General features: G+C 63.3%; 17 protein-coding genes and 1 tRNA gene. 11 read left to right on the top strand and 7 right to left on the bottom strand.

Going from position 1 to position 20,562, the window contains the following annotated elements:
- Positions 1-105: 105 nt before the first annotated feature.
- The 4 genes from B7L72_RS06770 to B7L72_RS06755 all read left to right on the top strand — a co-directional run bounded on the left by B7L72_RS06770 (position 106) and on the right by B7L72_RS06755 (position 4,104).
- Entirely contained in the window at positions 106-693 is a 588-nt protein-coding gene (locus tag B7L72_RS06770) for an urease accessory protein UreE (protein ID WP_081193380.1), read from the top strand.
- Positions 683-1,402 carry an urease accessory protein UreF gene (locus tag B7L72_RS06765; RefSeq protein ID WP_016915355.1) on the top strand — a complete coding sequence of 240 codons (720 nt, stop codon included), beginning with the start codon at positions 683-685 and terminating at the stop codon, positions 1,400-1,402. Before B7L72_RS06770 ends, B7L72_RS06765 begins: the two co-directional genes overlap by 11 nt.
- A gap of 23 nt (positions 1,403-1,425) precedes the next feature.
- Positions 1,426-2,058 carry an urease accessory protein UreG gene (gene ureG, locus B7L72_RS06760; RefSeq protein WP_016915354.1) on the top strand — a complete coding sequence of 211 codons (633 nt, stop codon included), beginning with the start codon at positions 1,426-1,428 and terminating at the stop codon, positions 2,056-2,058.
- A 273-nt stretch (positions 2,059-2,331) separates the two neighbouring features.
- A complete protein-coding gene (locus B7L72_RS06755; protein WP_081193378.1) occupies positions 2,332-4,104 on the top strand; it encodes a methyl-accepting chemotaxis protein in 1,773 nt (590 codons plus the stop codon).
- On the opposite strand, the gene B7L72_RS06750 is transcribed toward B7L72_RS06755, so the two are convergent.
- Genes B7L72_RS06750 through B7L72_RS06740 form a run of 3 tightly spaced genes read right to left on the bottom strand, consistent with a single transcriptional unit; the run spans position 4,101 to position 8,243 of the window.
- Positions 4,101-6,065, bottom strand: a complete 1,965-nt coding sequence (locus B7L72_RS06750; protein WP_081193376.1) for an aconitate hydratase — start codon at positions 6,063-6,065, stop codon at positions 4,101-4,103. The two genes, B7L72_RS06755 and B7L72_RS06750, sit on opposite strands and share 4 nt — an antisense overlap.
- Before the next feature lie 60 nt (positions 6,066-6,125).
- Positions 6,126-7,034 carry a hydroxymethylglutaryl-CoA lyase gene (locus tag B7L72_RS06745; RefSeq protein WP_081193374.1) on the bottom strand — a complete coding sequence of 303 codons (909 nt, stop codon included), beginning with the start codon at positions 7,032-7,034 and terminating at the stop codon, positions 6,126-6,128.
- Positions 7,035-7,046: 12 nt separating this feature from the next.
- Entirely contained in the window at positions 7,047-8,243 is a 1,197-nt protein-coding gene (locus tag B7L72_RS06740; RefSeq protein WP_081193372.1) for a CaiB/BaiF CoA transferase family protein, read from the bottom strand.
- 210 nt (positions 8,244-8,453) lie between these two features.
- Between B7L72_RS06740 and B7L72_RS06735 the strand changes: the two genes are divergently transcribed.
- The 6 genes from B7L72_RS06735 (at position 8,454) to B7L72_RS06710 (ending at position 15,764) form a co-directional block, all read left to right on the top strand.
- Positions 8,454-9,362 carry a LysR substrate-binding domain-containing protein gene (locus B7L72_RS06735; protein ID WP_039178548.1) on the top strand — a complete coding sequence of 303 codons (909 nt, stop codon included), beginning with the start codon at positions 8,454-8,456 and terminating at the stop codon, positions 9,360-9,362.
- Positions 9,352-10,074, top strand: coding sequence for a haloacid dehalogenase type II (locus B7L72_RS06730; protein WP_081193370.1), 723 nt, complete (start codon positions 9,352-9,354; stop codon positions 10,072-10,074). The genes B7L72_RS06735 and B7L72_RS06730 overlap by 11 nt, the downstream gene beginning before the upstream one ends.
- A 281-nt stretch (positions 10,075-10,355) precedes the next feature.
- On the top strand, positions 10,356-11,336 hold the full coding sequence (locus B7L72_RS06725) for a TAXI family TRAP transporter solute-binding subunit (protein WP_081193368.1): 981 nt from the start codon (positions 10,356-10,358) through the stop codon (positions 11,334-11,336).
- Between the two features lie 97 nt (positions 11,337-11,433).
- Positions 11,434-13,386 carry a TRAP transporter fused permease subunit gene (locus B7L72_RS06720; RefSeq protein WP_081193366.1) on the top strand — a complete coding sequence of 651 codons (1,953 nt, stop codon included), beginning with the start codon at positions 11,434-11,436 and terminating at the stop codon, positions 13,384-13,386.
- 159 nt (positions 13,387-13,545) lie between these two features.
- A complete protein-coding gene (locus B7L72_RS06715) occupies positions 13,546-14,535 on the top strand; it encodes a TAXI family TRAP transporter solute-binding subunit (protein ID WP_016915344.1) in 990 nt (329 codons plus the stop codon).
- A 275-nt stretch (positions 14,536-14,810) separates the two neighbouring features.
- Complete coding sequence (locus B7L72_RS06710) at positions 14,811-15,764, top strand: D-2-hydroxyacid dehydrogenase family protein (RefSeq protein WP_081193364.1); 954 nt, start codon at positions 14,811-14,813, stop codon at positions 15,762-15,764.
- A gap of 70 nt (positions 15,765-15,834) precedes the next feature.
- On the opposite strand, the gene B7L72_RS06705 is transcribed toward B7L72_RS06710, so the two are convergent.
- Genes B7L72_RS06705 through B7L72_RS06695 form a run of 3 tightly spaced genes read right to left on the bottom strand, consistent with a single transcriptional unit; the run spans position 15,835 to position 18,613 of the window.
- The gene (locus B7L72_RS06705; RefSeq protein ID WP_081193362.1) at positions 15,835-17,097 is read right to left on the bottom strand and encodes a TRAP transporter large permease; all 1,263 of its coding nucleotides are present in this window, start codon (positions 17,095-17,097) and stop codon (positions 15,835-15,837) included.
- Complete coding sequence (locus tag B7L72_RS06700) at positions 17,094-17,615, bottom strand: TRAP transporter small permease (protein ID WP_081193360.1); 522 nt, start codon at positions 17,613-17,615, stop codon at positions 17,094-17,096. The genes B7L72_RS06705 and B7L72_RS06700 overlap by 4 nt, the downstream gene beginning before the upstream one ends.
- Positions 17,615-18,613, bottom strand: a complete 999-nt coding sequence (locus B7L72_RS06695; protein ID WP_081193358.1) for a TRAP transporter substrate-binding protein — start codon at positions 18,611-18,613, stop codon at positions 17,615-17,617. The genes B7L72_RS06700 and B7L72_RS06695 overlap by 1 nt, the downstream gene beginning before the upstream one ends.
- A gap of 154 nt (positions 18,614-18,767) precedes the next feature.
- Here B7L72_RS06695 and B7L72_RS06690 point away from each other — a divergent pair.
- Positions 18,768-18,844, top strand: a tRNA-Arg gene (locus tag B7L72_RS06690).
- A gap of 250 nt (positions 18,845-19,094) precedes the next feature.
- Here the strand turns inward: B7L72_RS06690 and B7L72_RS06685 are convergent.
- Positions 19,095-20,513, bottom strand: coding sequence for an IS1380 family transposase (locus B7L72_RS06685; RefSeq protein ID WP_081193356.1), 1,419 nt, complete (start codon positions 20,511-20,513; stop codon positions 19,095-19,097).
- Positions 20,514-20,562 lie beyond the last annotated feature (49 nt).

The following is a 20,562-nucleotide window of genomic DNA, read 5'->3' as shown; positions in this document are numbered from 1 at the left end:
TCTTTTGCCATGGATGGCAAAAGTAGCGTACAGGGAGGTATTTACAGCGCCCTCTCGTAGGGCTGCTCCCGGCGAGCCCCCCAAGGCTATAACAGGACGATATCGATGTTGAAACTGATTGAACGCCTCGGCCCCGTAGATGAGGACACCGCCAGCGACACGCTGACACTGCCCTTCGAGCTGCGCATTCGTGGCCGCTTGAAAGCCGAAAGCGACAGCGGCCAGCCGCTGGGCCTGTTTCTGGATCGCGGCCCGGTATTGCGCGATGGTGACGGCTTGAAAGCCGAAAATGGCGAGATCGTGCGCGTTTGTGCCGCCATCGAGCCCGTGGTGACCGCGCGAGTGAGTACTGGCTTACCCCTAGCACGGCTGGCGTACCACCTCGGCAATCGCCATGTGCAGCTGGCGCTGGGAGAAGACCAGCAGGGCGGCTGGGTGCGTTTCCCACCCGACCACGTTCTCGAAGAGCTGGCCGAGCTGCTGGGCGCGACGCTCGAGCACCACAACGCCACCTTCGACCCCGAGCCGGGCGCCTATAACCAGGTGGGGGGTGGGCATTCGCACGGCCATGGTCATAGCCATGGCCACGGGCATTCCCATGCTCACGACCACGACCACGAGCACGACCACGAGCACGACCACGACCACGACCATGGACATGGACATGGACATGGACACAGCCATGCCCACTAAGCCAGACACCTCGCCGGACCTGGCGCTGCTGGGCTTGCTGCAACTGGTGAGCCCGGCGCTGCCCATCGGCGCCTTCGCCTTTTCCCAAGGGCTGGAAAGCGCCTTCGAGCTGGGCTGGGTCCGCGATGAAGAGAGCCTGAGCGAGTGGCTGTCTGGGGTGCTGGAAGATGGCCTGACCCGCTGTGAGCTGCCGGTGATCGACCGGCTATACGGCGCCTTTGCCGACCAGCAAGGCGACACGGTCGCCGAGTGGGACCACTGGCTGGCCGCTACCCGTGAAACCGCCGAACTGGCCGCAGAGGATAGCCGCCTGGGCGCGTCACTCACGCGGCTGCTGGGCAGCCTGGCGCTATTGCCAAACGATGAACGGCTGCCAGGTGAAGACTCACTGACGCCGCTTTTGCCACCGCAGGCGGGTTACGTCACGATGTTCAGCTGGGCGGCTTATCAACGGGGCATTCCCGTTCATCAGGCGCAGCTGGGGTTTGCCTGGGCCTGGCTGGAAAACCAGCTGGCCGTGGCCTGTAAAGCGCTGCCGTTGGGGCATACTGCGGCACAACGTATCATCGAGCGGCTACGCAGCGAACTGGTCGTGGCCGTCGACCGGGCGAAGTACCTGGACGACGACGCGCTGGGCCCCGTGCTGCCCGGTGTGGCCCTGGCCAGCGCCCTGCATGAAACCCAATACTCCCGCTTATTTAGAAGTTAACTGGCATCATTCAGGAGAAGACAATGACTCACTGTTTACGCGTTGGCGTGGGTGGCCCGGTAGGTTCCGGCAAAACCGCGCTGCTCAAGCAGCTCTGTTCGGCGCTGCGCGACCACTACGATATTGCCGTGGTCACCAACGATATCTACACCCGCGAAGACGCCGACTTCCTGCTGCGCCACGATGCGCTGCCAGCCGACCGCATCCTGGGGGTGGAAACCGGCGGCTGCCCGCACACGGCGATTCGGGAAGATGCTTCGATGAACCTGGCGGCCATTGACGAGCTGCACGCCCGCCACCCCAGCCTGGAGCTGGTGCTGGTAGAGTCCGGTGGCGACAACCTCTCCGCCACCTTCAGCCCCGAGCTTTCCGATCTCACCCTGTACGTGATCGACGTCTCCGCAGGCGACAAGATTCCACGCAAGGGTGGCCCGGGCATTACCAAGTCGGACCTGCTGATCATCAACAAGATCGATATCGCCGAGCAGGTACACGCGTCGCTGGAAGTGATGGAGCGAGATTCGAAGAAAATGCGCGGCGAACGCCCGTTCGTGTTCACCAACCTCTACGATGGCGTTGGCCTCGAAGAGATCATTCGCTTCATACTCGACAAAGGCATGCTGGAAGAGCGGCGCCCAGCGGCAGCAAGCGCCTGATAAAAAGCTGCCCTGACCAGGCGGTAAGCGGTCAGGGCAGCGGAAGAGTGTGGTCAGCCTCGTGCCAAAACGGGCCGTCCCTGGCCACCACTCAGCTACATTGAACTGATAAGTCCCTGATAGCCTTAACCCATGTTATGAAACCGCGTGTCAGCTATTAATTATTTGTTAGCAAAGTAATAAATGTCGAAAAGTGGCTAAAGATGGCACATTCCTGGTCGATATTAATTGGATAAAAAATCCAAATTTCCTCTGACCTCAAGGGATGTCTCCATGCCCACCCACGCTTCTCCTGCGTCTCGCTCCTTTGGCTTGCAAACCAAAGTATTGGCCCTCGTGCTGCTGCCCCTGCTGCTGGTGACCATTGCCCTGGTCAGCTTCGATGCTTACAGCCGTACTCAAGATACCCGCGCTTCGCTGGCGGAGCAGCGCGAGCTGCTGATTACCGAGCGGCGTAACTCCGTACGTGACATCGTCCAGATGGCCACCACTGCCATTGCGCCGATTTATGATGCTGCTGATGCCAACGATGCCGAAGCCAAGGCACAGGCGGCCGAGATGCTTCGGGCCATGCGGTTTGAAGGCAACAACTATGTGTTCGTCTATGAGTACGATGGCACCAATATCGTGCTGCCTTTTTCTCCGGACCGCCAGGGCACCAATCTGATCGACCTCCAGACACCTTCGGGTGACTACATGATTCGCGACATGATTCGTATCGCTCAGTCTGGCGGCGGCTTCTACGAGTATCCTTGGGAATACCCAGGCACCAGCGATGTGGAAACCAAGCACTCCTATATCGACCGCCTCGAAAAATGGGGCTGGATGATCGGGGCAGGCGTTTATGTGGTGGATGTCGATGTGTCGGTGGCCGAGCTGGAAGCGGCTGCCAATGCCAATCTGCGCGACTCGATTCTGTTTGCCTCACTGCTGGGTGCTGGGCTGTTTTCCGGGGTTGCCCTGTTGGCGTTTGGATTCGTGCGTCGCCTGGTGGGGCCCATCAAACGCACGGCCAGCGCCATGCATGATATTGCCCTGGGGCGCGGCGACCTGACGCGTCGCCTGGAAGTCGAAAGCCGCGATGAAATCGGCAATCTGGCGGTGCAGTTCAATGCATTCGTAGCGCGCATGCAGGAAACGCTGCGCGACGTGCGTCGCAGCACCGTGAGCGTCTACCACTCAGCAGGAGAGATTGCGCGCAGCTCCGAAGAGCTGGCTACCCGCACAGAACAGGCCGCTGCCAACCTGCAGCAGACGTCTGCCTCCATGGAAGAAATCACCTCCACCGTGAACCATAGCGCCGACAATGCGCAGCAGGCCAACAAGCTGGTGCAGTCGACGGCGGAAGTCGCCCAGCAGGGTGAGCGGGCCATGGGGCAGGTAGAGAGCACCATGCGCGATATCAATGACTCTGCTACGCAGATCAGCGACATCATCACCATGATCGATGCCATTGCCTTCCAAACCAACATCCTGGCACTCAATGCCTCGGTGGAGGCCGCCCGTGCGGGTGAGCATGGCCGTGGCTTTGCGGTGGTCGCCGAAGAAGTGCGCACCTTGGCCAGCCGTTCCAGCAGCGCCTCGAAAGAGATTCGGGCGCTGATCGATACGTCCGTGCAGCATACCCACTCGGGTGCCGAGCTGGTACGCAGCGCCGGCGCCACCATGCGTGAGATCGTCGAGAGCGTGTCCAAGGTGACCGACGTGATCGGGGAAATCAGCGCGGGTGCAAAAGAGCAGAGCAGCGGGATTGGCCAGATCAACACCGCCGTGGCCGAAATGGACACCATGACGCAGCAGAACGCGTCCATGGTGGAAGAGGCCACCACCGCCGCGGCGGATATGCGCCGTCACGCCGAGCATTTGAACGAGCTGATCAACTCGTTCGTGCTGGGAGAAGACAGCGCCTCGGCGCCGTCACGCAGCGGGGCGCGCCAAGCGTTGCCCGCCAACGGCATGGGGGCGGCCCAGGAACTCAAGCGCCCAGCCCTGGCCGCCAAGCCGTCGTCTGTCGGGCACAGTGCAGACGACTGGGAAGAGTTCTAAGCGTGACGCTGGCGCAGGTGGTTGATCACGCCACCTTGCGCAATCAGCTCCCGCTGGCGGGGGCTGAGCCCATGATGCAGCGTCAGCTCGCCCTTGCCGGGGATATGCGCGGTCAGCGTGTCCCCGCGTTCCAGCTGCGCGTAGAGCCCCTCGATCACCAGGCAGTCGCCCTGGGTTAGCCGGGCGCTGTCTTCCTCGCGGGTAAAGGTGAGGGGCAGGGCACCAAAGCAGATCAGATTTTGCCAGTGAATCCGCGCAAAACTCTTCGCGACCACCACCTGTAGCCCCAAATAGCGCGGCACCAGTGCGGCATTCTCGCGGCTGGAGCCTTGGCCGTAATTCGTTCCGCCGATAATCGCGTGTCCACCCTGGGTGCGAGTGCTTTCTGCGCGCTCGGCATAGTGCGGGTCGACTGCCTCGAAGGTGAAGGGGGCCGAGGCATACACGCTGCTCCAGTAGGGCAGCACCCGCTGCCCGGCAGGCATGATGTCATCGGTGGAGATATTGTCGCCGGTGACCAGGAGCACCGGCACTTCCAGGCGGTCCGGCAATGGGGCGAGCTCTGGCAGGGCCGGGGTGTTGTCGGTCTTCTGCAGCGCTTTCAGCTTTGCTTCATGGGGAGGCAGCGGCGCGTTGAACAGGGCACGGTTTACCTCGATTCGGGCGGGCTCCTGGGGGCGAGGGTAGGGCATATCGAGGGTGCGTGGGTCGGTGATCACCCCGGCCACCGCCGAGGCGGCGGCGGTTTCCGGGCTGCACAAAAATACGCTGTCTTCCCGCGTGCCGGAGCGCCCGGGAAAATTGCGCGGCACGGTACGCAGGCTGTTGAGCCCCACGGCGGGCGCTTGTCCCATCCCGATACAGCCATTACAGCCCGCCTGGTGCAGCCGTGCGCCGCTGGCGACCAGGTCGGCCAGGTAGCCCTGCTCGATGAGCGAGGTCAGCACCTGGCGGGAAGAGGGATTGATATCCAGCGAAACGCCGTCGGCCACCTGCTTGCCGCGCACGATCTCGGCCACCACGGCAAAATCGCGGAAGCCGGGGTTACCCGACGACCCGATGTACGCCTGATGCAGCGGCTGGCCCGCCGCCTCACGCACGGTGACGACGTTATCCGGGCTGGAGGGCAGCGCAATCATGGGTTCCAGCTGGCTGAGGTCGAGGGTCTCGTGCAGGTCGTAGTGGCAGCCGGGCTCGGCAGCCAGCGGGCTCCAGTCGGCTTCCCGGCCTCGGGAGGCCAAAAAGCGCCGGGTCTCGTCATCGCTGGGGAACACCGTGGCCGTTGCCCCCATTTCGGTGCCCATGTTGGCGAGCACATGGCGGTCCATGGCGGAAAGGTGCTTTAGCCCCGGCCCGTAATACTCAATCATGGTGTTTTTGCCGCCTGCCACGCCGTGGCGGCGCAAAAGCTCCAGCACAATATCCTTGGCTGAGACCCAGTCGGGCAGTTGGCCTTCAAGCTTAATGCCCCAGATTTTCGGCATGGTGATATACAGCGGCTCGCCCGCCATCGCCATGGCCACTTCAATGCCGCCTGCGCCAATCGCCAGCATGCCGAGCGCGCCTGCTGCCGTGGTGTGGCTATCGCAACCCACAATGGATTCACCGGGCACACCGAAGTTTTCCATATGCACCGGATGGCTGATGCCGTTGCCGGGGCCTGAATACCACACGCCAAAGCGTTCGCAGGCACTTTTCAGAAACAGGTAGGTTTCGGCGTTCAGGTTGTCGGCCTGGACGAGGCCGTGGTCGATGTACTGTACGCTGGGCTCGGTGTGTACACGGTCGAGCCCCATGGCTTCCAGCTCCAGCATCACCAGCGTGCCCAGCACGTCCTGCAGCAGGGCCTGGTTGATGCGCAGGGCGATTTCACTGCCAGGGGTCAACTCGCCGCTGACGAGATGGCGTTGGAGCAGTTGCTGGGCAAGGTTTAACGGTTGAGCAGGGGAGGTTGAGGTCATGGTCAGTTATCCGATTGTCGTTGTTATCGAAAGCTCAGAGGAGGTAGGGGAAAAACGTGTTCAGGGCAGGGCGTAGCAGCGGTCCGCGCTGCCGGCTTTCACCACCTGGCCGGGCGTGTCGTGGCCGATCAGCGCTGGCAAGGTGGCGGAAATATCCAGTAACGCGGGCAGGTTGACACCGGTGGCGACGCCCATCTGCTCGAACATGTGCACCAGGTCTTCGGTGCAGACATTGCCCGTGGCGCTGGGGGCAAACGGGCAGCCGCCCAGGCCACCCAGCGAGGCATCGAATCGCAGGATGCCCGCTTGCCACGCCGCCAGGGCGTTGGCCAGCCCCATGCCCCGGGTGTTGTGGAAATGCAGCGTGAACGGCACGCCGGGAAAACGCTCCAGCACCTGGCGGCATAGCGCGCCGACCTGGGCGGGGTTGGCCACGCCGGTGGTATCGCACAGCGTGATGCCTTCCACGCCTAGCGCCAGCTGCTGTTCGATCAGGCTGAGCACGCGGGCGTCGGGCACCTTGCCTTCGAAGGGGCAGCCAAAGGTGGTGGAGAGCGAGGCATTGATGAACACGCCGCTCCCCTGTGCCAGCTGAATGATCGAGGCGAACTGTTCGAGCGACGCCTCTGGCGTCATGCGCAGGTTGGCGCGGCCATGGGCGTCACTGGCCGACATTACCAGGTTGATTTCATCCACGCCGCAGGTCAGCGCCCGCTCGGCTCCCTTGACGTTGGGCACCAGCACGGTGACCTCCACGCCGTCGCGGCGCTGAATGGCATTCACCACGTCGGCGGCATCGCGCAGGTTGGGAATGGCCTTGGGCGAGACGAAGGAGGTGGCCTCGATGCGCGCAATGCCGGTGGCGGTGAGAGCGTCGATCAGCGCGACTTTCTGCTCGGTGGGGATAAAGCGCTCTTCGCTCTGAAAACCATCGCGGGGGGCCACTTCGTTGATTTGCAGGGTAGTCATGGGGGTCTCCGGTTAGATGATGCCCGCTTGGCGCAGCTTGTCGCGGGTGGCGGCATCGATGCCCAGCTCTTCCAGTACGTCATCGGTGTGGGCGCCCAGCGTCGGCCCGCCTTGCCCCAGCCTGCCGGGGGTGGCGCTCAGCTTGGGCAGCACGCCCGGCACCTTGAGAGCGCGGCCATCGGCGCGGGTGACGCTCTGGATCATCTCCCGGGCAAGGTAGTGGGGGTCGCTGGCGATATCGGCGGCGGTGTAGGGGAAGCCTGCCGGTACGCGGGCGTCGTCCAGGGCGCTGAGAATATCGTCGCGGCGGCGGGTCTGGGTCCAGGCTTCGATGGCCGCATCGATTTCGCTGGCGTGCTGGCTGCGGCCATCGTTGTGGGCCATGGCGGGGTGGTTGGCGAGATCCTCACGGCCAATCACACCCATCAAGCGCTTGAAGATGCTGTCGCCATTACCGGCGATCAGCACGTATTCGCCTTCGCAGGTGCGGTAGGCGTTGGAGGGCGTAATGCCGGGCAGCGCGCTGCCGCTGGGCTCCCGCACCTGGCCGGTGGCATCGAACTCCGGCAGCAGGCTCTCCATCATGGCAAACACGGATTCGTACAGGGCCACATCAATCTCTTGCCCCAGGCCGCTGCGCTGGCGCTCCTGCAGGGCCAGCAGGGTGCCGATCACCGCGTAGAGCGCCGAGAGCGAGTCGCCGATGCTGACCCCCACCCGCACCGAAGGCTCGCCGGGGTGGCCGGTCAAGTAGCGCAGCCCGCCCATGGCCTCGCCAATCACCCCAAAGCCTGGCTTGTTGCGGTAGGGGCCGGTCTGGCCAAAGCCGGAAACCCGCACCATGATCAAGCCAGGGTTCCGGGCTGCCAGCGTGTCGTAGCCTAGCCCCCAGCTTTCCAGCGTGCCGGGGCGAAAATTCTCGACGATCACATCGGCTTCGGCGGCCAGGCGGCGCACTACCTCCTGACCCTGTTCACTGCGCAGGTCCAGCGTCACCGAACGCTTGGTACGGCTCTGGACGTGCCACCACAGCGAGGTGCCCTCTTCGAGAATACGCCATTTGCGAAGGGGGTCGCCGGTGCCGGGAGGCTCGATCTTGATCACGTCCGCCCCGAACTCCCCCAGCAGCTTGGTGGCAAACGGACCGGCGATGAGCTGGCCAAGCTCTACGACTTTAAGTCCATCGAGAGGAAGCTGTCGCGTCGTCATAATAGAGACTCCTGGTAACGCTTGAGCGAGCAAGCGAGTCTGGATGCAGACTCGACTGTTGTTGTCCATCAAGCATCTGCGAGCCTGCCGAGCACCACAATTAGGCAATCAGGAAACGGGCGTTCGTCACTGGCGAACCCTGAGGCGACGCGCGGTACTTTTTCCAACGATGTTTTCGACCACGTTTCCAACCACTGACCAGGTAATGCCATGCTGCGATTCGATTTTGTCACGCTCAGACTGTTCGTCGCGATTGCCGACGAAGGGCGCCTGACCGCTGCGGCGGAGCGTGAGCACCTGGCGCTGGCGGCGGTCAGCAAGCGGGTCAGCGACCTGGAGACGTTGGTGGGCACCGAGCTTCTGTATCGTCGGCCACGCGGCGTTGAGCTGACCCCCGCTGGCAGGGCCTTCCTGCACCACGCCCGGCGTATTCTGGAAGATGTGGCTCGGCTGCAGGCCGAGCTGAGCGAGTACGGCGAAGGCGTGCGGGGCCACGTGCGGATTCATTCCAATACCTCGGCGATCATTGCTTTTCTGCCCCAGGACCTGAGCGCCTTTGCCCGGGAGTACCCGCAGATCAAGATCGACCTGCAGGAGCGCACCAGCAGCGAAGCGATTGCGGCAGTGCGCGACGGCGTGGCCGATATCGGCATCTTTGCCAGCCACGTGGCCGCCGATGAGCTGGAGGTGCGCCCCTATCGGCGGGACCAGCTGGTGCTGGTCACCCCGCAGGACCACCCGCTGGCGGAGCACGACAAGCTCTATTTGCACCAGGCGGCGGAGTACGATTTCGTGGGGCTGCAACAGGACGCCTCGCTGCAATCGCTGCTGCATGAACAGGCCAGCCAGGCCGGTAGAAACCTACGCATGCGCATACAGGTGCGCAGCTTCGATGCCATCTGCCGCATGATTCACTACGGCCTGGGCGTGGGGGTACTGCCCCAGCGCACGCTCTATCGAGACCTGAAAGACCTCAAGCTACGCATGATTCCGCTGGCCGACGAATGGGCTACCCGGGAACTGGTGATTGGCATGCGCCATCACGCGGGCCTTCCGGTGGTGGCGCGTCATCTGGTCGACCATCTGCTATCCCCTCAGGAGACACCCCATGACCACTGATTTCTTTGATGACATCAAGGCGCTCACCTTCGATGTGTTTGGCACCGTGGTGGACTGGCGCGGCAGCGTCATTCGCGAAGGCGAACAGCTCAACGCCGCCAAGGGCCTGGCCATCGACTGGCCGGCGTTTGCCGACCGCTGGCGGGCAGGCTACGCCCCGGCCATGAACCGCGTACGTCAGGGGGAGCTGCCTTGGACCAAGCTGGATGCGCTGCACCGCATGACGCTGGATACCCTGCTGGAAGAGTTCGGCGTGGCCGACCAGCTGAGCGAGGCCGACAAGCAGTACCTGAACCGCGTATGGCATCGCCTCACGCCCTGGCCGGATAGCGTCGAAGGGCTGCAGACGCTAAAGCAGCGCTTCATTCTGGCCACGCTCTCCAACGGTAACGTGTCGCTGCTGGTGAACATGGCCCGCCACGCGGGGCTTCCCTGGGACTGCGTGCTCTCCTCCGAGCTTGCCGGGCACTACAAGCGCGACCCCGAGGTGTACCACATGGCGGCCAATCTCCTCGACCTGAAACCCTCGCAGATTCTGATGGTGGCCGCCCACCAGGACGACCTGCAGGCCGCCCACCGGGAAGGCATGCGCACGGCGTTCGTGAAGCGCCCGCTGGAGTTTGGTCCCACGGCCACGCCGGACCTGAGCATCGACCCCTGCTTCGACCTGGTGGCCGAGGACTTCCTCGACCTGGCACGGCAGCTGACATGAAGCTCGACCCCACGTCACTCAGGCTGTTCGTCAAGGTCGCCCTCGACCTGCAGATGCGCGACTACGCCATCGGCCCCGCCTGAGTCATGACACCATGGTTCTGCTTTCGCGTTTGGAGAAGGCAGGTTCATCAATCACCAATATACAGCCTGTCGCTTTGGCGTTATCACTTTAAGCACCACTAAGCGATCCCCTTGCTTAACTGGTTATCGGGAGAGGCCCAGAGCCTTTCGCAGCACATAACAGCACAACATGCTTCCCGACGCTTCGAGGATATAACAATGACGACGCTAACCTTACGCCACTTGCTTCCCGCTTCCCTGCTTGCCGTAGGCGCACTGACTGCCGCCATTGCCCAGGCCAATACCTCGCTCAACATTGGCGCGGTGCCCACGGGAACCGGCTGGTTCTTCGGCATCTCCGAAGGCGCTCGGGTGATCAGCGCCAACACGGACTACGAAATCACCGTGCGTGAAACAGGCGGTACCCGCGAGAACGCCATCCGCCTGACCCGTGGCGAGCTTGACCTGGCCTTCACCGAGGCGCTGGTAGGCTACGAAATGTACAACGGCACCGGCCGCTTCGAAGACACGCCCAACCCCGATGCCCGCCTGATCTACTGGATTGCCCCCTCCACCATGCACTGGGCCGTGCGCGAAGACTCCGGCATCGAGAGTTTCGAAGGGCTCAACGGGGCGCGCTTCAACCCTAGCAGCATCGGCGGCGGCGGCGAGTACATCACCGAGCTGGTGTTCGATATCCTGAACATAGAACCCGACTTCCAGCGCATGCGCATCGATGATGCCGCCGAAGGGGTGATCGACGGACGCCTGGTCGGCTTCAGCTACAACGGCGTGCCGCCCATTCCCGCCTTCACCGAGGTGCACTCCTCTCGCACGCTGCGCCTGCTGTCGCTGACGGACGAACAGGTCGAGGCGGTCACCGAAGAACTGCCTTTCCTGGCCAGCACCGTGATCCCTGCCGACACCTATCGCGGCATGCCCGATACCACGTCGCTGGGCATCTACATGGGCGTGGCCGCTAACGCCAGCCTGAGTGAAGACTCGGTCTATGACATCACCAAGGCTTACTGGGAGAACCACGAGCAGGTGGCCAACTCCTTCCAGCCTGCCCAAGGGGTGACGCCGCAGGTGGTGATCGACAATGCGACCTTCCCACTGCATGCCGGTGCCCTGCGCTACTACCGGGACGACCTGGGGCTCGACATCCCCGAGGAAATCATCCCTCCTGAAGCGCAGTAACCCTCTACTTCTGCGGGCCCATCGCCCGCAGAAGCTTCTGATGCCCTTATCCTGACGCGCCGCCATCCTATCGTGCTGCGGTGCGGGAGCTATCCCAATGGACACCCCTGCAAACCCCAACGTCGTTGAGAAATATTCGGAGGACTCGGGCAAGCGCCAGCTGTCCGGCTTCTGGTTCATGGTCACGCGCCTGGCGGCGGTCTCCATGGCGCTGTTTCATCTCTATACGGCCCTCACCGGCCCCATGAACACCCAGAATGCGATCCACTTGCTGTTCGCGCTGCCGCTGATTTTTCTGGCTTACAGCTGCCGTAGCCGCGATGCCAACCGCATTCCCTGGTATGACCTGGTGCCGATCATCCTCGGCGTGGTCGTCAGCATCTATTACGTGATCCACTTTGACCGAATCATCTATCAGCTGGGCTATTTGATGCCCACCCAGTTGGATATCATTTTTGGTGTCTCGGCCATTCTGCTGCTGCTGGAAGCCTGCCGCCGAGCCATCGGCCTTGCTTTCCCCATCCTTGTACTCATCGCGCTCTCCTATGCCGCCTTCGGCCAGCACCTGCCGGGCGTTTGGGGGCATGGCGGCTTCCGCTGGGATGACCTGGTAGCGACCTTCTACCTGAGCCCTACCGGCGTCTACGGTAGCCTGATGCGCACCTCGTCCACGGTGATCGTCGTGTTCATCATGTTCGGCGCCCTGCTGGTGACCACCGGCGGCGGCGACAGCTTCATGCGCCTGGCCAATGCCGCCACCGGTCGCCTCTCGGGCGGCCCCGCCAAGGCCGCCACCCTGTGTAGCGCCATGTTCGGCAGTATCAGCGGCAGTACCGCTGCCAACGTGGCCACCACCGGGGTGTTCACCATCCCGATGATGAAGAAGAACGGCTACAGCCCGCGCTTTGCTGCGGCCACCGAGGCAGCTGCCTCTACCGGTGGTCAGATACTGCCGCCCATCATGGGGGCCGCCGCCTTCGTCATGGCCGACGTCATTTCGACCAGCTACCTCGCTATCATCAGCGCCGCCCTCATTCCCGCGCTGCTCTTCTATCTCGCGATCTGGATGAGTGTGCACTTCGAGGCCAAGCGCCTGGGTCTGTCGCCGATTCCCAAATCCCAGCGCCCCAGCCTGCGCGAGGGTCTGTTCAACATCGAGACCCTGTTGATTCCTCTGATCGTGCTGATCACCCTGTTGGTGATGCGCTATACCCCCACCACGGCGGCGGTGGCCGCCTACTTCACCGCCATGGCGCTTTACCTATTCTCCTGGCGCAGCCCGGGCACCTTCGTGGAGCGCCTCAAGTCGCTGCCCGCAGCGCTGGAGGCGGGTGCCATGACCGCCGCCATGATCGCGGTCATCATCGGCAGCGTGGCGATCATCGCTTCGGTGATCAGCCTGACCGGCCTGGGGCTGAAGGTTTCCTCGGTCATTCTGGTGGTCAGCGGTGGTGACGTGCTGGTGACCCTGGTGCTGGCCATGGTGGTGGCGATCATCCTCGGTATGGGGCTGCCCACCGTGGCGGCTTACATGCTGGCCGCCTCGGTGGTGGCAGGGGCCTTCATCGAAGCCGGGCTGCCGAGCCTTTCGGCGCACCTCTTCATTCTCTACTTCGCGATTCTCTCCGGGGTCACGCCACCGGTGGCGCTGGCCGCCTATATCGGCGGCGCCATCGCGGGCTCCCACTGGTTCCGCACCGCCTTGACGGCCACCAAGATCTCGCTGGGCGGCTTCCTGATTCCCTACATGTTCATCTTTCACCCGCCGCTGCTCGGCAACGGCACAGTGCTGGAGATTGCCCTGGCGGTGGGCTCCGGGGTGATCGGTATCACGGCGCTAGCGGCCTCCACCATCGGCTACTTCCTGCGCCCCTGCTCCTGGCTGGAACGCGGCCTGCTGTTCGCGGCAGCGTTGATGCTGATCAGCGGCCAACTGATCACCGACGTGGCGGGTATTGGCGTCATCGGCGGGTTGTTCGCCTGGCAGTACCTTAAAAATCAGCGCTCAGAGGTAGCTATGACGCCCCCCACCCACAAGGAGTCCGCCTAATGAGTGATCGACAGGACACATTGGACCCGAATGGCCTGGCCACCCGCCGCGAGGTGTTGGCCGCCTGGCGAGAGGAGCAGAACGGCCGCTGAGGCCGTGTTTCGACGACCCGGCCGCCACCGGGCGAACGACAACAATAACTGAGTATGGAGAACTGCCATGACGCTATTCCCAAAACGTCTGCTCACCCCGTTGGCCACCGCGGTGCTGACCGCCGGTGTCGCCTCGGGTGTGGCTACCCAGGCCGTGGCCAACGAGGCCCTCGGCATCGGCGTGGCACCGGCGGCTTCTGGCTGGTACTTCGGCTTTTCGGAACTCTCGCGGCTGGTGAGCGGCGATTCACCGCTGGAAGTCTCGGTGCGCGAAACCGGTGGTTCCAGGGAGAACGCCATCCGCCTGGGCCGTGGCGAGATTGACCTGGGATTGATTGACGCCCCGGGCGCCTACGAGGCCTACAACGGTGAGGGCCGCTACGAGAACGACGCCATCGAGCAGATGCGCGTCGTGCTGTGGGTGGCACCTTCCACCATGCACTGGGCCGTGCGCCAGGACAGTGGCATCGAGACCTTCGAGGGCCTGGAGGGCGCGCGCTTCAACCCCAGCAGCATTGGTGGGGGCGGCGAGTACATCACCGAGCTGGTGTTCGATGCGCTGGGAATCTCGCCTGACTTCCAGCGCATGAGCATGTCGGACGCCGCCGATGCCGTGGTGGATGGGCGCATCGTCGGCTTCAGCTACAACGGCATTCCGCCTATCCCGGCGTTCACCGAAGTGCACTCCGCCCGCCCGCTGCGGGTGCTCTCGATGACTGAGGATCAGGTGTCCACCGTCACCGAGGCGCTGCCTTTCCTGGCCGCCACCGAAATTCCTGAAGGCACCTACCGAGACATGACCGCCGCCACCACGCTCGGCACCTACATCGGCATCGCCGCCACCCATGAGCTCTCTGAAGAGGCGGGCTACGCATTCACCCGTGCCTACTGGGAGAACATCGAACGGCTGGGCGAAACGTTTGCCCCCGCCCGGGGGATGACGCCGGAGATCTCGGTGGAGAACACCACCACGCCGCTGCACGCCGGTTCGCTGCGCTACTACCGCGAGATCGGTATCGAGGTGCCCAGCGACCTCGTGCCGCCGGAGGCGGAATAAACCCAGCAACCATGTGCCTGTGGAGTCATGGTATGTCGGCAGCGTGACCTCGAATGCCGCCACGAAAATGTCCTTGGGCGGCTTCCTGATTCCGTTTATTGTTGACGAGCGGGCAGGCCCTCAGCGCCCAGGTGGGCAGGGCGCTGACCTTGAGGTATGAGCGTGAGGTATGAACGTAAGGTACGAGCGAGAGGTATCTGCCTGACAGCGTGATGTCAGCCATGCCGTGAAACAGGGCACTTCCCTAAGCAGGCAGCAAGCAAGGAGCCGCTTTGATGAACATTGTCATTCCCGATGATTACCAGGATTGTGTGCGCGACCTGGATGCCTTCGCCAAGCTGGCGGGCCACCAGGTGACGATTTACAACGACACCGTCACCGATGAGGACGCGCTGGTCGAGCGCTTCAAAGACGCCGACGCGCTGGTGCTGATTCGTGAGCGCACGCCGATTACCGCGTCCCTGCTGGCGCGGCTGCCCAGGCTCAAGCTGATCAGCCAAACCGGCGGCGGCGCGGCGCATGTGGACATGGCAGCCTGCCGCGAGCACGATGTGGTGGTGCTGGCCGGTACCGGCTCGCCCTATGCGGCGGCGGAGCTCACCTGGGGGCTGGTGCTCTCGGCCATGCGACGCATTCCCGAAGAGGTGGCAAACCTCCAGGCAGGCCGCTGGCAGCGGACCCTGGGCATGGGCCTGAAAGGGCGCACCTTGGGCGTGTTTGGCTACGGCAAGATTGGCCAACTGGTGGCCCGCTACGGCCAGGCGTTCGAAATGAACGTGCTGGTATGGGGCCGCGAGGGCACCCGCCAGCGGGCCGCCGAGGCGGGGCTGGAAGTCGCCACCTCGCAGGAAGCATTCTTCGAACGCAGCGATGTGCTGAGCCTGCACCTGCGACTGAACCCGGAAACCCGCGGGATCGTCACCGCCGCCAACCTGGCCAGCATGAAGCCGACCGCCGTGCTGGTGAATACCAGCCGCGCCCCGCTGATCGAAGCGGGTGCACTGGAAGCGGCGCTGAAGGCTGGCCGCCCCGGCATGGCCGCCGTGGACGTGTTCGACGAAGAGCCGGTGACCGAGCATCCGCTGCTGGCGCTGCCCAACTTCCTGGCCACGCCCCACCTGGGCTACGTGGAGAAAGACAGCTACGAGCTCTACTTTGGCGATGCGTTTGAGAACGTGCTGGCATTTGACGCAGGCACGCCAGGGCGTAATCTGGCAGAAGAGGGCTAAGCCTCTAACGCATATCCCGCGAGCGGTGAAAGGTCACCGCCCGCGAGGTGATAGAGGCCGAGGCGTAGGTTCAGTGGCCCGACCAGCCCAGCAGGATGGGCACGTAAACCACCAGCAGCAGAACGCCAATCAGCCCTAGCAGGTACGGCAGGATGGCTTGCGTAATGCGCTCCAGCGGCAGCTGGGTCACCGACGAGGCCACGTACAGGTTGATGGCCACGGGGGGAGTAATCATGCCAATCGAGAGCCCCACCACGATGATCAGCCCGAAGTGGATCGGGTCGATGCCCAGCTGCAGCACCAGCGGCAGCAGCACCGGGGTTAGGATGATCAAGGCGCTGGCCGTCTCGATGAACACCCCGGTCAGCAGAATCACCGCCACCACCAGCAGCATGATCACGTAGGGGTTGGTGGAGAGCGACAGCACCGACTGGGCAATCGCACCGGGCACCTGCCAGCTGGAGAGCGTCCAGCTCAGCACCGCCGACATGGCAATCACCAGCATGATCACGGCGGTGGTCATCGCCGAGCGGATCAACAGCTTGTACACCTGGGGCAGGGTCAAGTCCCGGTACACGAACAGCGACACCAGCAGCGCGTAGTTCACCGCCACCACCGCCGCTTCCGACGGCGTAAAAATCCCCGAGAAGATACCCCCCAGAATGATCACCGGCGTCATCAGCCCCCAGCTGGCCGCTTTCAACGTGCGCCAAATGGTGGCCAGCGAGAGCGGTGTGCCTTTCGGGTACTGGCGCTTGTACGCCTGGGTGATGGCAATGGCCATCAGCGCCAGGCCCATGGCCAGCCCCGGCAAGAAGCCGTTCAGGAACAGCTTGGAGACCGACTGTTGGGCGATCACCGCGTAGATGATCATCGGCACCGAAGGCGGGATCACCACGCCGATGGTGCCGCTGGCGGCGATCAGGCTGGCCGCCGAGGCGGGGTCGTAGCCCTTGCGCTTCAGCTCCGGCACCAGGCTAGACCCCACCGCCGCCGTGGTGGCCGCCCCCGAGCCGGAAATGGCCGCGAAAAACATGCCCGCCATCACCGAGACCACCGAGAGCCCGCCGCGCATGAAGCCCACCAGCGAATCGGCAAAGCTCACTAGCCGCTCGCTGACCTTGCCCTGGGCCATCAAATCACCGGCCAGGATAAACATGGGAATGGCCACCAGGGCGAACGAGTTGATGCCCTGGAACATCTGCTGGGTGACCACCATCAGTGGCACCCCCGACTGATGCAGGGCGTAGAGCGTGCTGGCGCCAATGGCAAAGGCAATCGGCACGCCCAGCAGCATGAACAGGAAGAACAGCCCGAACAGCACCAGCGTCATAGCACTTCCTCCTGGGCGGTGATGGGCTGCCCGTGAACCAGCACCTCGACCATGTCTACCAGCGCATACCACGCCATGATGCCCGCCGAGAGCGGAATGACGGCGTAGACGTAGGTCATCGAGAGACGCAGCGCGGCCGACTTCTGAAAGCTTTGTACCTGCATGTAGCGATGGCCGATGACCACTAGCGTGACCATGAAGGCCAGCACGATGGCCAGCGCGGCCAACCTGGCCAGCTTGCGCAGCGGCAGGGGCAGGGCATCCACCGCAAAGGTGACCGCAATGTGCCGCCCACGCTGGAAGGCCAGCGTGCCCGCGAGAAAGGTGATCCATACCAGCAGAAACCGCGCGACCTCTTCGGTCCAGCCCACGGCACTGAAAAACACCCGGGACACGATTTGTAGCGTGATCACACCGATCAAAGCTGCCATGCCCGCAAACACGACGGGCTGGATGATGGCATCCAGCCCACGTTCAATGCGTTGCAGCAGCGTCAAAAGAGGCTGTGCAAAGGGCATCACTGATTCAGCGCCTCCTGAATGCGCGGCAGGTAATCACCGAACTGCTGGCCGTACTTCTCATAAACCGGCGCAACGGCGGCCTGGAAGGCTTCCATATCGGGGGAGTCGTTGATTTCCATGCCCGCCTCGCGCAGGGCAGCCAGCTGTTCGGCTTCCATATCGGCGTTCACCTGACGCTCATGCTCGGCGGCTTCCTGGGCGGCCTGGCGGATGACGTCCTGGGCGGCTTCCGGCAGCTGGTTCCAGGCGGGCATGCCCATCACGAAAATTGCCGGGGCGTAGGTGTGGCGTGAGAGGGTCATGTAGTTCTGGGTTTCATCCAGCTTGAACGAGTGAATCACGTTCACCGGGTTTTCCTGGCCGTCGATGGTGCCCTGCTGCATGGCGGTCAGCGCTTCGGTCCAGGCCATCGGGATGGCGTTGGCCCCCAGCTCGCGGAAGGTATCGGTGTAAACCGGGTTTTCCATCACGCGAATGCGCAGGCCATCCAGGTCTTCCGGCGAGTTCACGGCGCGCTCGCTGTTGGTCAGGTTGCGGAAGCCGCGCTCGGCGTAGGCCAGGCCTTTCAGGTTCACGTCGGCCAGCTTGTCCAGCAGCTCCTGGCCGATGGGGCCATCCAGCACGCCATAGGCGGCTTCGGGAGTGGGGAACAGGAAGGGCAGTTCGAAGACCGCCATCTCTTCCACGAAGTTGGCCACCGGCCCGTTGGTGATCACGCCCATGTCCACGGTGCCGATCTGCATGCCTTCCAGCAGCGTGCGCTCATCGCCCAGCGAGGCGTTGGGGAAGATCTCGATGTTCACCTTGCCTTCGGTGCGCTCTTCCACCAGCTCTTCGAACTTGGTGGCGGCAATATGGAAGCCATCCTGCTCGTTCACCACGTGGGCCAGGCGAAGGGTGACGGGGTTCATGTCGGCAAATTCGTTGGCGTTCGCGGCGCCAACCAGCGCCAGTGAGATGCCCAGTGCCAGCGTACTACGTGCAAATGTTTTCATTTATTATGTTCCCAAACGGATCAGGGTAGGTGCGAGGCGCAAAAGTGCCCCCAGAGCATGCACCACCGCAGGGAAAACGGTCAATCATCTACGCACCGAAAACCGCCAAGCGGCTGGACACCACGCGCCCACACGGGTACGATACGCACCCAAAGCGCCCGTAGCTCAGTTGGATAGAGTGTCGGCCTCCGAAGCCGAAGGTCGCAGGTTCAATTCCTGCCGGGCGCGCCAAACATATCAAGAGCTTACCCCGCCTTATTCATGAGGGCGCTGGCTGAGTGGATTTTCAGCCCTCGCTGCCAACACCGGCCCACCGGCACCGCCGTTGGCAGCATGAGAACCCGCTGTCATATGCAAAAAAGCGCAAATTCTCGCTCTATTTATAGCCTAAAGGAATGAATTGCCGTCATTCGTGCAGCCGTCACCGTCAGCCGAAGTAGAGCTGCTTGGCGCAGGGATCGGGGGTGATATCGCCGACGAGTCAGCCCAGCGCGGTCAGCTTCGGCAGCCCCTTCAGCAAGGCAGGCCACCATTTGTCAGCCGCATCGCCGAGGTGAACGGTGATGCGCCGGGCGTGCAGCTTCAGCGTGGCGGCGACCTTGAGTACCTGCTCGCGCAGCCGGCTCAGGCTCCAGCCCTGCCGGGTCTGACGCACCAGCAAGCAGCGCAGGCCATGCAGGACCTGGTAGGCGTAGAGGCTCAGCAACAAGCTCACCTCGTTGCGGGCCATGACCTCCTGAACCGTGGAGGCACCGCGATCCGTCGACGACAGGTGCACGTCCAGCGCCGACTTCACCTCGCCCATGTGGGCCTCGGCGCTCCCGCGCTTGCGGTAGAGCGCCAGGACCTTCTCTGGCGGCCAGTCGAACTTGCCGAGGTTGGTGACCAGGAAGAAGGCATGCAGCAGCAGGTCATCGGGGCGCTCCTGCACCACCAACACCACGCGACGCGGTGCCGACCAGGAACCCGCTTGGTACTCAAGGTCATGGCACCATTCTCGAGGCTGTTCAGGCGGTCGGCCGCGGGGCCGCTTCAGGAAGGGCGCTGCCAGTTTTTGAAGGCCCTTGTGGCTACGTAACCGGCCCAGGTACTCGATGTCGCGCGCTTCCAGCGCCTCCAGCGTGTCATTGTCGGTGAATCCGGCATCGATACGCACCCGAACCTGGGCACCGGTGCTCTCGTTGAGCCGCTTCACCAGGTGGGGGATCCAGGTGTCAGCATTCTCGGCCGGGCCGGCGTTGCCCTCGCGCAGCAGGCCGCCCACCATGTCACCGGTTTCGGCCAGCGAAGCGACCAGCGGCGAATAGATCCGTGCGCCGTACAGGCCATGATAGGCCGAGCCGCCCTGGTGGCCGTGAACCTCGATCGGCAGGCCGTCGATGTCCAGCGTCAGCTGCTTGGGACGTTCGCCGTTCTTCAGCGAGGTCAGCCGCCAGACCACCAGCCGCAGCAGGCCTTCGTGCACGGCATCGATGTTGTCGTCGCTGCCGAGACAGGTCAGCAACCGCGACAGCGTGGCTTGGGACGGCCGCTCCTGGGCGAGGGGCGTCATCCCCCGTGCATCACTGCAGGCCAACTGCCAGACCGGGTCATGGCACAGCGTGTCGGTATCGCTGAGATCGATCCAGCCCATCGCCCGTTGCAGCACCAGGGTACGCAGCTGGCTGGCCAGCGAGTGGCGGATGCGTAGCGGGTTGCGGAAGTCGACCAGATTGTCTTCCAGCGCCTCGATCACGCCGCTGCTGTCGAGGGCTTCGCGCAGCAACAAAGCGCCGCTGTCGCTGGTGGTGCGGTGGCCGCTCAGCTCGACACGGACAGAGCCGTTGCACGAGGGCGTCCAGGTGGATAGGCTTTCACCCATGGCGAGTGGTCCTCTTGAATCGTGTTCTGGCAGGAACATCCTGATTCTACAAGAGAAAACCACTCGCCATCTTCGTTTTCAGGTCGGC

This window comes from Halomonas sp. BC1, assembly GCF_002078135.1.
In the GTDB taxonomy this organism is placed as follows: Bacteria; Pseudomonadota; Gammaproteobacteria; order Pseudomonadales; family Halomonadaceae; genus Vreelandella; species Vreelandella stevensii.
This window is presented reverse-complemented; position numbering and strand designations above follow the sequence as displayed.